Origin of the sequence: Mycobacterium sp. E3339, from assembly GCF_001666915.1 — a bacterium.
Taxonomy (GTDB): domain Bacteria; phylum Actinomycetota; class Actinomycetes; order Mycobacteriales; family Mycobacteriaceae; genus Mycobacterium.
The window spans coordinates 21,164-33,738 of the sequence record NZ_LZIZ01000247.1 but is presented as its reverse complement, the minus strand read 5'-3'; the positions used below and the strand labels follow the sequence as shown (position 1 = coordinate 33,738).

Here is a 12,575-nt window from a genome sequence, read left to right as displayed (position 1 = left end):
AGAACGGAGATTGCTGGGGCGGCAGCAGCTGCACCGGGGCCCGCTGCACCGGCGCTTGCTGGATCGGCGGCTGCCACAGCGGCGCCTGCGGCGCCGGGACCTGCTGCACCGGGGCCTGCTGCACCGGCGCTTGCTGCAGCGGGGCCAGCGCGGACTGCTGCTGCAGCGGCGCCTGCTGCACCGGTGCCTGCGGCGTCGCCGGCTGCTGCACGGGCGCTTGCTGCAGCGGGGCCTGCGCGGTGGGCGCCTGCGCGGCGGGCAGTTGCTGGAGCGGGGGCTGTTGCAGCGGGGCTTGCTGCGCCGGCAGCTGCGCCGGGACCTGCTGCGGCAGCGCCTGGACCGGCGCCGAGTCGGCGCCGAGGACGCGGACCATGTACGGCGTCATGCCGTTGGCGCGCACCGGCGAGACCTGCACGACGTCGCCGACCTCGAGCATCTGGTTGTTGCCCAGGTACATCGCCACGCTCTGCGTGCCCTCGGGCCCGTAGAAGATCAGGTCGCCCTTGCGCGCCTGCTGGGGCAGGATTTTCTGGCCGACGCGGTAGATCGCCCCGGACGAACGCGGCAGCTTGATGCCGGCGCCGGCGTAGGCGTACTGCATCAGGCCGGAGGCGTCGAACCCGACGGTGTTGATGCCCGTCCCGGTGCCCCGGGTGGGCCCGTTGATGCCGCCGCCGGCCCAGGAGAACGGCACGCCGCGCTGGGAGAGCCCGCGCGCGATCACCACGTCGGTGGCCTGCTGGTAGTCCATCGGCCGGGTGCCCGGGTCGGCGGACGCGATCAGCGGAGCCGCCACCGGCGCCGCGAGCATCGCCAAACCGATCGCGAAGGCGTAGATGCGTTTCATTGTTCTGGCCTCTCAGGGGCTCACGGGCCTCGGCGCGGTGACTTCACGCCTGGGCCGCCTGTTCATGACCCGGGCGGGACCCCCACGTTGGGGCCGACGCCGCTGCATGACGCTTGCGGATGTGACAGCGGGTCAAAGCCCCTGTTTCACATCAGTCACTAAAGCCACTCTGACAACAGAAGTTATTAGCCGCCAGGCCGCCGGGGGATTTTTTGTCGTACCGTGACCGGACGGTGACTGGGTGACCCAATTCCGTATGCGCCGTTGTGATTTGGGTCTCAGTGAAAGCGGCGAGGCCCGGGCCGCGGCGGCGGTGCGCCTACATCCAATAGCGTTCGCTAAAGGTCGTCAGGATCGAGCCGGCGACGGAGCTGACCATGAGCAGCGTGAGGGCCAGCACTGGCCAGAAGGACATGAACCAGCCCTTCAAGATGGAAACGAGCGGGCCGACGACGGCGGCGGCGATCGCCGCGCCGATGCCGCCCCACACCACCGGGCGGATGTAGTAGTCGACCCCGAACGGCACCGGCCCGCAGGTCTCGTCGGCGCACACGTGCTCGAGGAAGCCGAACAGCCGGGTGGGCCAGGTCGTCGCGGTGGCCAGGACGATGAGCAGGGCCAACAGGGCGACCGTGCAGACGACGTCCCACGCGGCCAGCCGCACCCGCATGACCCGCGGGGCTTCGTCGTCGTAGTCGACCAGCGGGGAATCGGTGTCCGCGGCGGGATTGCCCGGCGGATGCGGCGTAGCCATCGGCTCCCATGCTCCCCGATGGCCGGAATTTGTGCGACTCGGCTGCTTTACCCTCGATCACTATGCCTGCGGCGAGGGCCGGGTTGACGCCCGAGCAGATCAGCGTGATCGACGCTGCGCACGTCTGGCACCCCTACAGCACAATCGGTCGCGAGGCCGTCGCACCGGTGGTGGCGGTCGCCGCCCGGGGCGCCCGGCTGACCCTGATCCGGGACGGCGAGCCGATCGACGCGCTCGACGCGATGAGCTCCTGGTGGACGGCCATCCACGGACACGGCCACCCGGCCCTGGACGCGGCGCTGACCGCCCAGCTGGCCACGATGAACCACGTCATGTTCGGTGGGCTCACCCACGAACCGGCCGCGCGGCTGGCGCAGCTGCTGGTGCAGATCACCCCGCCGGGCCTGGACACGGTGTTCTTCAGCGACTCGGGGTCGGTGTCGGTCGAGGTCGCCGTCAAGATGGCGCTGCAGTACTGGCGCAGCCGCGGCCGGCCCGCCAAGCACCGGCTGATGACCTGGCGGGGCGGCTACCACGGGGACACCTTCACCCCGATGAGCGTCTGCGACCCCGACGGCGGCATGCACTCCCTGTGGACCGACATCCTGGCCCGCCAGGTGTTCGCCCCGCAGGTGCCGCGCGACTATGACCCCGCCTACAGCGCGGCGTTCGAACAACAACTGGCGGCGCACGCCGACGAGCTGGCCGCCGTCGTCGTCGAGCCCGTCGTGCAGGGCGCGGGCGGGATGCGCTTCCACGACCCCCGCTACCTGCGCGACCTGCGCGAGTTCTGCCGCCGGCACGGCGTGCTGCTCATCTTCGACGAGATCGCCACCGGCTTCGGCCGCACCGGCGAGCTGTTCGCGGCCGACCACGCCGGGGTGAGCCCGGACATCATGTGCGTCGGCAAGGCGCTGACCGGCGGGTACGTCACGCTCGCGGCCACGCTGTGCACCACCGACATCGCGCACACCATCAGCGCCGGCGAGGCCGGCGCGCTGATGCACGGCCCCACCTTCATGGCCAACCCGCTCGCCTGCGCGGTCTCCGTGGCCAGCGTCGAGCTGCTGCTGGGCCAGGACTGGCGCGCGCGGGTCGGCGAGATCGCCGCCGGGCTGGCCGCCGGGCTCGAACCCGCCCGGGCGCTGCCCGGCGTGACCGACGTGCGGGTGCGCGGGGCGATCGGCGTCATCGAGTGCGACCGCCCGGTCGACCTGGCCGTCGCAACCCCGGCCGCGCTGGATCGCGGCGTCTGGCTGCGTCCGTTCCGCAACCTCGTCTACGCGATGCCGCCCTACATCTGCCCGGCCGCCGAGATCGCCCAGATCACCTCGGCGATGGTCGAGGTGGCCCGGCTCGCCGGCTCTCGTAGTCTTTAGGGCGATGAGGGCACCGATCGAGACTTCCCCGCTGGCCTGGCTGGAGGCGGTGGAGCGCCAGCGCCGCGAGGCCGGGCTGCGTCGCTCGCTGCGGCCGCGCCCCGCCGTGGCGACCGAGCTCGACCTGGCGTCCAACGACTACCTCGGCCTGTCCCAGCACCCCGACGTGATCGACGGCGGCATCGCGGCGCTGCGCATGTGGGGCGCCGGGGCCACCGGCTCGCGGCTGGTCACCGGCGACACCGAACTGCACCAGCAATTCGAGTCCGAGCTCGCCGAATACGTCGGCGCCGCTTCGGGATTGCTGTTCTCGTCGGGCTACGCGGCCAACCTCGGCGCGGTCGTCGGCCTGTCCGGCCGGGGTTCGCTACTGGTGTCCGACGCGCTCTCGCACGCGTCCCTGGTCGACGCCTGCCGGCTGTCGCGGGCCCGCGTGGCCGTCACCGGACACCGCGACGTCGACGCCGTGGAGGCGGCCCTCGCCGGACGCGACGAGGAGCGCGCCGTCGTCATCACCGAGTCGGTCTTCAGCGCCGACGGCGCCCTGGCGCCGCTGCGCGAGCTGCACGAGGTGTGCCGCCGCCACCGCGCGCTGCTGCTCGTCGACGAGGCACACGGCCTGGGCGTGCGCGGCGCCGGGCGCGGGCTGCTGCACGAGCTCGGGCTGGCGGGCGCCCCCGACGTGGTGATGACCACGACGCTGTCCAAGGCGCTGGGCAGCCAGGGCGGCGTGGTGCTCGGGCCGGCGGCGGTGCGGGCGCACCTCATCGACGCGGCGCGGACGTTCATCTTCGACACCGGCCTGGCGCCCGCGGCGGTGGGCGCCGCGCGGTCCGCGCTGAACGTGCTGCGGGCCGAACCGTGGCGACCCGAGGCCGTGCTGCGGCACGCCCGCGTCCTGGCCGACGTCTGCGACGTCCCCGAGACCCCGCAGTCGGCGGTGGTATCGGTGATCCTGGGGGACCCGGAGGTGGCGCTGGCCGCCGCGACCGCCTGCCTGGACGCCGGCGTGAAGGTGGGCTGCTTCCGGCCCCCGACGGTGCCCGCCGGGACGTCGCGGTTGCGGCTGACCGCGCGCGCGTCGCTGGACGCGGCCGAACTCGACATCGCCCGGCGGGTGCTCGCCGACGTGCTCGCTGTGGCGCGCCCTTGACCGTCCTGGTCATCACGGGGACCGGCACCGGGGTCGGCAAGACCGTCGTCACCGCCGCCCTGGCCTGTCACGCCCGCCGGGCCGGCGTCGACGTGGCGGTGTGCAAGCCGGTCCAGACCGGCACCGCCTCCGGTGACGACGACCTGGCCGAGGTCGCCCGGCTGTCCGGCGTCACCCAACTGGCCGGGCTGGCCCGCTACCCGCAGCCCCTCGCGCCGGCCGCCGCGGCCGAGCAGGCGGGCGCGGCCCTGCCGACCGGCGACGAGTTGCTGCGGCTGGTGGCCGGCCTGGACCGCCCGGGGCGGCTGACGCTGGTCGAGGGCGCCGGCGGGCTGCTGGTCGAGCTCACCGCCGCGGGTGTCACCCTGCGCGACCTTGCCGTCCAGCTGGGGGCCGCGGCGCTGGTCGCGGTCAGTGCGGAACTGGGCACCCTCAACCACACCGCGCTCACTCTGGAAGCGCTTGCCGCGCGCAATGTTTCGTGCGCAGGATTGGTGATAGGGAGCTGGCCGGGCAACCCCGGGCCGGTGGAAACGTCGAATCGCTCCGCCCTGGCCCGGCTGGGTGCGGTGCGGGCCGCGTTGCCGGCGGGCGCCGGATCGATGGGCGCCGCACAGTTCGCGGACATGAGCGCCGCGGCGTTCGACCGCGACTGGGTCACCGCGCTGGTCCGCTGATGGTGCATTCCATCGAGCTGCTCTTCGACGGCGAGACCGAGGCGACCATCCGCGGGCTGTGGGACGCCCTGGCCGACGCCGGGATTCCCAGCCAGGCGCCGGCCGGGCGGCCACACGTCACGCTCGCGGTGGCCGACCGCATCGCCGACGAGGCCGACGCCGCGCTGCGCCCGCTGATCGAGCGGTTGCCGGTGGGCTGCGGGGTCGGCGCGTCGTTGCTGCTCGGGCGCTCCAACGCGATCCTGGCCCGGCTCGTCGTGCCGAGCGCCGTGCTGCTCGAGTTCCATGCCGAGGTACACCGGCTGGCAGGGGAGCACCTGGCCCCCGCGCCGGCGCCCACCAGCCTGCCCGGCCAGTGGACGCCGCACGTCACGCTGGCCCGCCGCGTCGGCGGACCGGCGCTGAGCCGCGCGCTGCGCATCGCGGGGCGCCCCCCGCTCATCGAGGGCAGCTTCGCCGCCCTGCGGCACTGGAACGGGGAGAAGAAGACCGACCACCTGATCGGCTAGCCGCCGAACAGCAGGTACAGCCCGGTGAAGGTGTAGCCCACCATGACCAGCATCATCGTCAACTGCCCGGTGAGCTGATGGCCGCTCGGCAGCAGCCGCAGGGCCTTGTCGTGGGCGGCGATCACCGCGAGGATGTGGCCGGTCACCACGCAGGCCACCTTGATCCCGGCCAGGACCGGCGGATGGGTGGACAGCACGTAGGCCACCTGCTGGTGCGCCAGCCCGCCCCAGCCGCGGCCGAACGGATCGGCCAGCGCGATCACGGCCTGTTGCCCGCGCTCGACGAGGTAGGTCAGGTAGTGGGCGAAGATGTAGCCCACCACGATCGGGATCAGGGAATGCGCCAGCTGGCCCGGCAGCGCGCGGCGCCGCTCGGAGTCGACGCCGCCCGTCGCGCGCGCGGCAAGCGAAAAGGTCACGGCGACAACCGAAATGAAGACGATCAGCCCGAGCGTCCGCAGCAGCGACGACGACGCCGCCGGCGCCAGGCCGATGCCGCGGGAGGCCTTGTCGGCGAAGCCGCGCCATGTCGGCGACGCCGAGAAACTGTCGAACGCCGTGGACCCGAGCAGCACCGCGAGCACCATGACCACGCCGGGGCGCACGGGCAGCGACGGCAGATGGTCGAGGGGGTTCCCGACGACGATGCGCCCGGTTTCGGGGTTGCGGCGAAACGGCGACAGGCGCGACACCGCCATGCTGTACACCCCGAACGGGTCGGCGCGGGCCAGCCAGCGCTGGCCGCACAACCAGGCGCCCACCAGCATGACCACGGCGTACCCGGCCAGCCACGCCCGCACCCACGGCAGCGATGCCGGGTTCGGGCTGGCCAATTCCATCCAGACGAACGCGAACAGGCCCAGCGCGGCCGGGCGGTAGCCCCAGCCCTCGGGATAGGACAACCGCGGCGAGTGCAGGCGCTCGGGCGTGGCGCGGCACAGCAGCAGGTACACCGTCCGCATCGGCGAGAGAACCCGCCAGACGGGCCCGAACAGCAGCGACAGCGCCACCAGCCCGACCCACAGCAGCACGTAGAACGCGCCGAGCAGGGCGTTGGTCTCCGATCGCGGACCCCACACCCCGGCCGCCACCGCCCACGCCGCGAACACCAGACCCAGCGTGGCGGCCGTCCACCGCGTCGCCCGGGCGTCGACGACGGCGGTGACCGCCGAAGGCAGCGGGCGGCCCGGCTTGCCCGGATCGAACCGCGGCCGCCGCCACGCGAAGGCGACCAGCGCGAAGGTGAACGTCAGCGCCCACGCCGCGCCGACCATCGCGTACATGTACGGCACCGGAAGGTCGCCGGATCCGCCGAGCCCGTGCGCGAGTACCGCGGTCGCGCCGCCCGCGCTCACGGTTGGACTTGGATGGTCGCGATCGTGCGGTCGAGGTGGTGCAGCTCCACCTCGACGTTGCCGGGTACGTCGACGGCGAACTGGAAGGTTTGGTTGGGCGCCGCGGCCACCGGGAACTTGTGGTCGGGCGTCGAGTGCACGTGCAGTTCGTCGGCGGCGTCACTGGTCACGCGCAGGGTGATCTGCTGGTGCACCTTGGCCTGCAGCGTGGCGTTGGTGGGCGTCACCTGCCCCTTGGCGATCGTGACGTCGACCGTCGGGCCCGCGGCCGGGGCCTGCTGCTGCGAACCGCCACAGCCGATCAGCGCCCACGCCAGGATCGCCACCCACGCCGCGGCCAGGGCGCTACGCATTCCCATCGATCACGCCGCCCGGGGCGTATCGGGCACCGGGTGCTTTTGTTCCTCGGGCCGCTTCGGGAGGCTGTCGTAGTTGTTGATCCGGCCCGCGCCCCAGCTCAGGGCGGTGATCACCGCCAGCGTCAGGAACAGCACCACGATCCCGCCGGCGGTGAACAGCCAGGCCGGCGCGCTCTGGTCGCGTTCGCGCTGCAGGATGGTGACCTCCAGGACGAACGGCCGCGTGCTGGACGCGAGCGCGGGGACCTCGGGCGCCGGGATGGCGTCGTCGGCCGGCTCGTAGATCGGGACGGCCGTCATCATCCGGCCGTCCTGCACGCGCAACAGCGTCTTCCAGTCACCCCACACCGGGACCGGCTGGGTGGACCGGTAATGCCCGGGCCCAACCTTGGCGAGCTTGTCGATCATCAGGCCCCGGTGGTTCTGCATCCGCCCCTGCCAGGACAGGATCGTCAGCCAGTCCGGGTTGTCGCTGACCATGGTGGTCGGTGAGATCATCACGTCGGCCGAGACCATGCGCTGCCCGGGCGGGCTCGGCTGGTCCGTCAGGGTCACGGTGGCGGTGTTCTTGCTCGGCACGGTGATGTGCAACCCGTTGGCCACCGCCACGCCGATCACCAGCACCGTCAGCGCGACGACGGAGATGCCGAGCCGGCGGCCCGGCAGGCGCTCGCCGGTGAGGACCATGCCGAACATCGCCCCGCAGGTTCCGGTCAGGACGGCCACCGGCACCGCCATGGCCAGCGCCTCGCCCCACATGCTGGTCGGCCATGGGTAGTTGTAGACCGCCCCGATCCACAGCGACTCCAGCCACAGCCCCACGGTGGCCACCGCGAGGCCGGAGACGGCGCCGAAGTCCAGCGGGCGCTTGATCAGCGGGGTCAGGGCCACCAGCTCGACGACGAGGGCGGGGCCGAGGTACAGCGGGAACCAGTTGATCGGGGCGCCGAGGATGGGCCCGACAATCACCGCAACCGCGCCCCGCAGCGCGATGGCGAACACCGCCGCGATGATCGCGGCGCCGCGGCCCATCGTCAGGCGCGCGGCCACGGCCGCCAGCGCGGACGCCGCCGCGATCAGCATCGGCTGAAACACCAGCCGGAACTGCGGGACCCCGAAGTCGAACTCGATCTGATAGACGGACAGGCCGATGAACAACCCGCCGAAGGACAGGTACCGCAGGAACGTGATGAACGCGCCGTGGAATACCTCCCCGGCTTCGTGCGCCTCGCCTTCACGCTCCAGCATCAGCACCGAGAACAGCGAGAAACACGCCCCGCCGATCATCATCAAATGCGTTGGGCCCCAAAGGGTTACGTCTTGGCCGAAGATCCGGTGCCAGATGTCGTCGAGCGGGAACCCGATCATCGCGTACATGCCGCAGCCGGCCATCAGGATGCCGCCGACGGGCGCGTACCAGTTGCGGGTGATGCGCACCGCCGCGGGCCCCGGCTTGTCGAACGGCAGCACCATCGAGACCGCGCCGCCGACGAAGATTCCGAACAGCCCGATGATGATGAAGTAGTGCGCGGGGTTGGCCAGCGGGCCGGGGTCGCGCCCGTTGCCGATGTGCCAGCTGACGTCCCAGATGAACCCGAACAAGGCGCAGATGATGAACGTCGTGAAGATCATGACCGGCAGCGCCACCCAATTGGGCCGGTGGAACTTCTCGCCGAGCTTGTCGGCCACCCGGGTCAGCCACTGGATGCGATGCGTGCGGTGGGCGTAGCCGACCCAGAGCATGACCGCCGCGATCACGACCGCCGCCACTGACAGCCCGATCACCTGGTTGAGGCCGGCGCCGCGCGCCGGCGCCTCGGCAACGAAAGTGAGTTCCGCCGATTTCATCGTCCAACCCTCCCAACAGCGCCCGACCGCCTGGCGAGCTGTGATGCAGCTCGCACGAAGCGGAATGCCCAAATCAGGGGCCGATCAATCACCGATTTTCGTCGGTGCGGCTCTCGGTGTCCTCCGACTCGCCGGGGGAGCGGCGGTCTTTCAGCGCGACGTACAGGATCACGCCGACGACGATGATCGCCGGCAGGAACGCCGGGATCGCCAGCAGGATCATGTGGTGGGCCACATAGGCGACGTGCGGATCGGTCATGGTGGTGAGATACCCCGGCGGACGGCATGTACTGCGGCCGTTACCCTACTTTGAACACTTTTATCCAGGCCACCACGACCGTGGGGCAGGGGGTCGCGCGCGCGGCGCCCGACGATGCAGGGGAGTACTGGTGACTCAAGCGGCAACTCGACCGGTGACCGGCGCCAACGACGCGGACATCCTGGCCGTGGCCCGTGAACAGGTGCTCGAGCGCGGCGAGGGACTGAGTCGGGACCAGGTGCTGCGGGTGCTGCAGCTGCCCGACGACCGGCTCGACGACCTGCTCGAGCTGGCCCACGAGGTGCGGATGCGCTGGTGCGGACCCGAGGTCGAGGTCGAGGGCATCATCAGCCTGAAAACCGGCGGCTGCCCCGAGGACTGCCATTTCTGTTCGCAGTCGGGCCTGTTCGCCTCCCCGGTGCGCAGCGCCCGGCTGGACATCCCGAGCCTGGTCGAGGCCGCCAAACAGACCGCCAAGTCGGGAGCCACCGAGTTCTGCATCGTGGCCGCCGTGCGCGGGCCCGACGAGCGGCTGATGGCCCAGGTCGGGGCCGGCATCGAGGCGATCCGCAACGAGGTCGAGATCAACATCGCCTGCTCGCTGGGGATGCTGACCCCCGAGCAGGTCGAGCAGCTCGCCGAGATGGGCGTGCACCGCTACAACCACAACCTGGAGACCGCCCGCTCGTTCTTCACCAACGTCGTCACCACCCACACCTGGGAAGAGCGCTGGCAGACCCTGTCGATGGTGCGCGACGCCGGCATGGAGGTGTGCTGCGGCGGCATCCTGGGCATGGGCGAGACGCTCGAGCAGCGCGCGGAGTTCGCCGCCGAGCTGGCCGAGCTGGGCCCCGACGAGGTGCCGTTGAACTTCCTCAACCCGCGCCCCGGCACACCGTTCGGCGACCTGGAGGTGCTGCCGGTGGCCGAGGCGCTGAAGTCGGTGGCCGCGTTCCGGCTGGCCCTGCCCCGCGCGATGCTGCGCTTCGCCGGGGGCCGCGAGATCACGCTGGGCGACCTGGGCGCCAAGAAGGGCATCCTGGGCGGCATCAACGCCGTGATCGTCGGCAACTACCTCACCACGCTCGGCCGGCCGGCCGAGGCCGATCTGGAACTGCTCGACGACCTGCAGATGCCCATCAAGGCGCTCAACGCCACCCTGTAAGAAGCGTGGAAACCGTGGTTGGGGATCTGGGCGCTCCGGTCAGCGCCGGCGTCTACAACGTCTACACCGGCGAATTGGGGGGCACCGCGGTGCCGACGGCGGCGCAGTTGGGTCTGGAGCCGCCGCGATTCTGTGCCGAATGCGGGCGCCGGATGGTGGTGCAGGTGCGCCCCGACGGCTGGCGGGCGCGGTGCTCGCGGCACGGTGAGGTCGACTCAGTCGACCTGGAGGACCGGCGGTGACCGGGGCCACGGCGGGTAGGCCGCGCTGGCGCGCCGTCGCCGGCGCCGGGCTGGGGTCCGCGGCGGCCGGCGCGGTGCTCGGCGGGGTGTGGGGCTGGATCGCCCCGCCGATCCACGCCGTGGTGGCCGTGACGCGGGCCGGCGAGCGGGTGCACGACTATCTCGGCACCGAGTCGGAGCACTTCTTCGACGCGCCGAGCCTGATGTTGGGTTTGCTGACCGTGCTGGCGGTGGTGGCGCCGGTGCTGGCGTGGCAGTGGCGCGCGCGCCGCGGGCCGGGGATGGTCGTCGCGCTCACGGCCGGCCTGGTGACCGCCGCCGCGGTCGCGACGGCGGTCGGGGCGGCCCTGGTCCGAATCCGCTTCGGCGCGTTGAACTTCGATGCGGTGCCGCTGACCAAGAGCCCGTCGGTGGCCTACGTCGTGCAGGCGCCCCCGGTTTTCTTCGCGGACCACCCGCTGCAGGTGGCGCTGACGCTGCTGTGGCCCGCCGCTATCGCGGCGCTGGTGTATGCGGTGTTCGCGGCCGCGGACGCCCGCGACGACCTGGGGGTCCCGCCGGCGGGCGACCGCTCGTCGGCCGCGTTGCCGGTGTCTTCAGGGGGCGCCGCCGAAGCGGCCGTGTCATAGCGGGCGGCGGTGAATGCTGCGGCCGAAGACGACCTTCGCCGCGATCTTGGCCAGCCGGGCCATCCCGACGTAGGTCATCGGATGGAACATCGTGGGCCAGGTGGTGCGGATCAGGTGCTCGGTCAGCGGCCTGCCGTCGAACCGGTCCGTGAGCCAGCGCAGCGTCATCGGCGCCGACAGCGGGTGCAGCAGCATGTGCTCGTTGAACGCGTCCCGGTGGTAGGTGACCCGCGCGCCGCCGGCCGAGTAGGCGTCGGCGAGCACGTCGATGTCGTTGACGTCGATCAGGTAGTCGTGGACGGCCTGCACGATCAACACCGGCGGCGTCGGCACGGCGGCGCCCAGCTTGATGCTCTCGAAGACGTGCGTGACCTCGGGCGTCGACAGGATGGTCTCGAGCGGCTCGTCGAGGTAGTCGCCCATGTTCTTGCCGGCCATCTTCACGACCGCCTCCACGGTGGTCATTTTCTCCAGCGACTCGAGCAGGGCGCGGCCCTCCTCGTTGCTGTGCTCCTTGATCACCCGGTCCAGCTCGGGGTAGATGTGGGCGAGTGCGGCGACCACGAGCGCCGGCAGACCCGACAGGAAACTGCCGTTGAGCCTGCGGAAGGTGTTGCCCAGGTCGCCGACGGGCGATCCCAGCACCGCTCCGACGATGTCCAGTTCGGGCGCGTAGTCGGCGCACATCTCGGCCGCCCAGGCGCTGGCCAGGCCGCCGCCGGAGTAGCCCCACAGCCCGATCGGCGCCGCCGGCGACAGCCCGAGGCGTTCCGAGCCCAGGGCGGCCCGGATGCCGTCGAGGACCCGGTAGCCGGGTTCGTACGGCGCGCCCCACAGCCCGCGCAGCCCCTCGTGGTCGGGCACCGAGACGGCCCAGCCCTCGGCCACCGCGGCGGCGATCAGGAACAGCTCGAACTGGCCGATCGATCCGAGGGCCTTCGCCCGGCGTCGCAGCGCGTAGGACGGGAAGCAACGCGACGACACCGCGTCGATCGCGCACTGGTAGGACAGCAGCGGGCAGGGCCGCTCCGGGGCGAGTTCGGCGGGGACGATCACCGTGGTCGCCGCCGCCTCGGGCTCGCCGTGCATGTCCATCGTCCGGTAGAGCAGCTGGACGGCCTTGATCGGCTGCGGGATCAGCCCCAGGAAGGCGAGCTCGACGTCGCGGGAGCGCAGCACCGTCCCGGGCTCGGCGTGCTGGAAGCCGAGCGGCGGCTGGTAGAACGGGTCGTCCGAGGGCAGCAGCGGGCGGATCTTGCGCTGCAGTTCCTCGTGCGGCGGCCGGGCGATCCATTCCGCGCCACGCGTGCCTGCCAGATTGCCGAGCTCAGCCATTGAGGCTCCCTTCTAGGCCACCCGGCATTCTCGCGCACCAACGGCAGGTAACCAAAACGTAATC

13 protein-coding genes and 1 pseudogene are annotated in these 12,575 nt (G+C 71.8%); 7 read left to right on the top strand and 7 right to left on the bottom strand.

Annotation, left to right across the window (positions count from 1 at the left end):
- Positions 1-166: 166 nt before the first annotated feature.
- Positions 167-847: pseudogene (ripD, locus tag A5702_RS23480) on the bottom strand (NlpC/P60 family peptidoglycan-binding protein RipD); the annotation flags it as partial.
- A 319-nt stretch (positions 848-1,166) separates the two neighbouring features.
- Positions 1,167-1,601 (bottom strand): hypothetical protein, encoded by a 435-nt coding sequence (locus tag A5702_RS23475; RefSeq protein ID WP_068224270.1) that lies wholly within the window; start codon positions 1,599-1,601, stop codon positions 1,167-1,169.
- A gap of 62 nt (positions 1,602-1,663) precedes the next feature.
- On the opposite strand from A5702_RS23475, the gene A5702_RS23470 reads away from it, so the two are divergent.
- From A5702_RS23470 to A5702_RS23455, 4 genes are read left to right on the top strand one after another with little or no spacing between them, the layout of a single operon-like run.
- Positions 1,664-2,980: an adenosylmethionine--8-amino-7-oxononanoate transaminase gene (locus A5702_RS23470; RefSeq protein WP_068224267.1), complete on the top strand. Its 1,317-nt coding sequence runs from the start codon at positions 1,664-1,666 to the stop codon at positions 2,978-2,980.
- A gap of 4 nt (positions 2,981-2,984) precedes the next feature.
- Positions 2,985-4,133: an 8-amino-7-oxononanoate synthase gene (locus A5702_RS23465; protein WP_068224264.1), complete on the top strand. Its 1,149-nt coding sequence runs from the start codon at positions 2,985-2,987 to the stop codon at positions 4,131-4,133.
- Complete coding sequence (bioD, locus tag A5702_RS23460; RefSeq protein WP_068224261.1) at positions 4,130-4,810, top strand: dethiobiotin synthase; 681 nt, start codon at positions 4,130-4,132, stop codon at positions 4,808-4,810. Before A5702_RS23465 ends, bioD begins: the two co-directional genes overlap by 4 nt.
- Positions 4,810-5,319, top strand: a complete 510-nt coding sequence (locus A5702_RS23455) for a 2'-5' RNA ligase family protein (RefSeq protein ID WP_068224257.1) — start codon at positions 4,810-4,812, stop codon at positions 5,317-5,319. The genes bioD and A5702_RS23455 overlap by 1 nt, the downstream gene beginning before the upstream one ends.
- Here the strand turns inward: A5702_RS23455 and A5702_RS23450 are convergent.
- From A5702_RS23450 to A5702_RS26795, 4 genes are all read right to left on the bottom strand, one after another.
- Positions 5,316-6,602 carry a hypothetical protein gene (locus tag A5702_RS23450; RefSeq protein ID WP_369817970.1) on the bottom strand — a complete coding sequence of 429 codons (1,287 nt, stop codon included), beginning with the start codon at positions 6,600-6,602 and terminating at the stop codon, positions 5,316-5,318. The genes A5702_RS23455 and A5702_RS23450 overlap by 4 nt on opposite strands.
- A gap of 68 nt (positions 6,603-6,670) precedes the next feature.
- Positions 6,671-7,027: a hypothetical protein gene (locus A5702_RS23445; RefSeq protein ID WP_369808506.1), complete on the bottom strand. Its 357-nt coding sequence runs from the start codon at positions 7,025-7,027 to the stop codon at positions 6,671-6,673.
- Positions 7,028-7,036: 9 nt separating this feature from the next.
- Positions 7,037-8,881: a hypothetical protein gene (locus A5702_RS23440; protein ID WP_068224252.1), complete on the bottom strand. Its 1,845-nt coding sequence runs from the start codon at positions 8,879-8,881 to the stop codon at positions 7,037-7,039.
- 88 nt (positions 8,882-8,969) lie between these two features.
- Positions 8,970-9,140, bottom strand: a complete 171-nt coding sequence (locus A5702_RS26795) for a hypothetical protein (protein ID WP_197281283.1) — start codon at positions 9,138-9,140, stop codon at positions 8,970-8,972.
- A 130-nt stretch (positions 9,141-9,270) separates the two neighbouring features.
- On the opposite strand from A5702_RS26795, the gene bioB reads away from it, so the two are divergent.
- The 3 genes from bioB to A5702_RS23425 are packed head-to-tail and all read left to right on the top strand — an operon-like array spanning position 9,271 to position 11,176.
- On the top strand, positions 9,271-10,305 hold the full coding sequence (gene bioB / locus A5702_RS23435; RefSeq protein ID WP_068224251.1) for a biotin synthase BioB: 1,035 nt from the start codon (positions 9,271-9,273) through the stop codon (positions 10,303-10,305).
- A 14-nt stretch (positions 10,306-10,319) separates the two neighbouring features.
- A complete protein-coding gene (locus A5702_RS23430) occupies positions 10,320-10,547 on the top strand; it encodes a hypothetical protein (protein WP_055404217.1) in 228 nt (75 codons plus the stop codon).
- The gene (locus A5702_RS23425) at positions 10,544-11,176 is read left to right on the top strand and encodes a DUF2567 domain-containing protein (RefSeq protein ID WP_068224249.1); all 633 of its coding nucleotides are present in this window, start codon (positions 10,544-10,546) and stop codon (positions 11,174-11,176) included. Before A5702_RS23430 ends, A5702_RS23425 begins: the two co-directional genes overlap by 4 nt.
- On the opposite strand, the gene A5702_RS23420 is transcribed toward A5702_RS23425, so the two are convergent.
- Positions 11,171-12,511, bottom strand: a complete 1,341-nt coding sequence (locus A5702_RS23420) for a lipase family protein (protein ID WP_055404194.1) — start codon at positions 12,509-12,511, stop codon at positions 11,171-11,173. The genes A5702_RS23425 and A5702_RS23420 overlap by 6 nt on opposite strands.
- Positions 12,512-12,575 lie beyond the last annotated feature (64 nt).

Coding starts and splice junctions, on each gene's coding strand:
- A5702_RS23465 (WP_068224264.1), top strand. CDS start 2,985: ATGAGGGCACCGATCGAGACTTCCCCGCTGGCCTGGCTGGAGGCGGTG.
- A5702_RS23450 (WP_369817970.1), bottom strand. CDS start 6,602: ATGTACGCGATGGTCGGCGCGGCGTGGGCGCTGACGTTCACCTTCGCG.
- A5702_RS23475 (WP_068224270.1), bottom strand. CDS start 1,601: ATGGCTACGCCGCATCCGCCGGGCAATCCCGCCGCGGACACCGATTCC.
- A5702_RS26795 (WP_197281283.1), bottom strand. CDS start 9,140: ATGACCGATCCGCACGTCGCCTATGTGGCCCACCACATGATCCTGCTG.
- A5702_RS23445 (WP_369808506.1), bottom strand. CDS start 7,027: ATGCGTAGCGCCCTGGCCGCGGCGTGGGTGGCGATCCTGGCGTGGGCG.
- A5702_RS23455 (WP_068224257.1), top strand. CDS start 4,810: ATGGTGCATTCCATCGAGCTGCTCTTCGACGGCGAGACCGAGGCGACC.
- A5702_RS23440 (WP_068224252.1), bottom strand. CDS start 8,881: ATGAAATCGGCGGAACTCACTTTCGTTGCCGAGGCGCCGGCGCGCGGC.
- A5702_RS23470 (WP_068224267.1), top strand. CDS start 1,664: ATGCCTGCGGCGAGGGCCGGGTTGACGCCCGAGCAGATCAGCGTGATC.
- A5702_RS23420 (WP_055404194.1), bottom strand. CDS start 12,511: ATGGCTGAGCTCGGCAATCTGGCAGGCACGCGTGGCGCGGAATGGATC.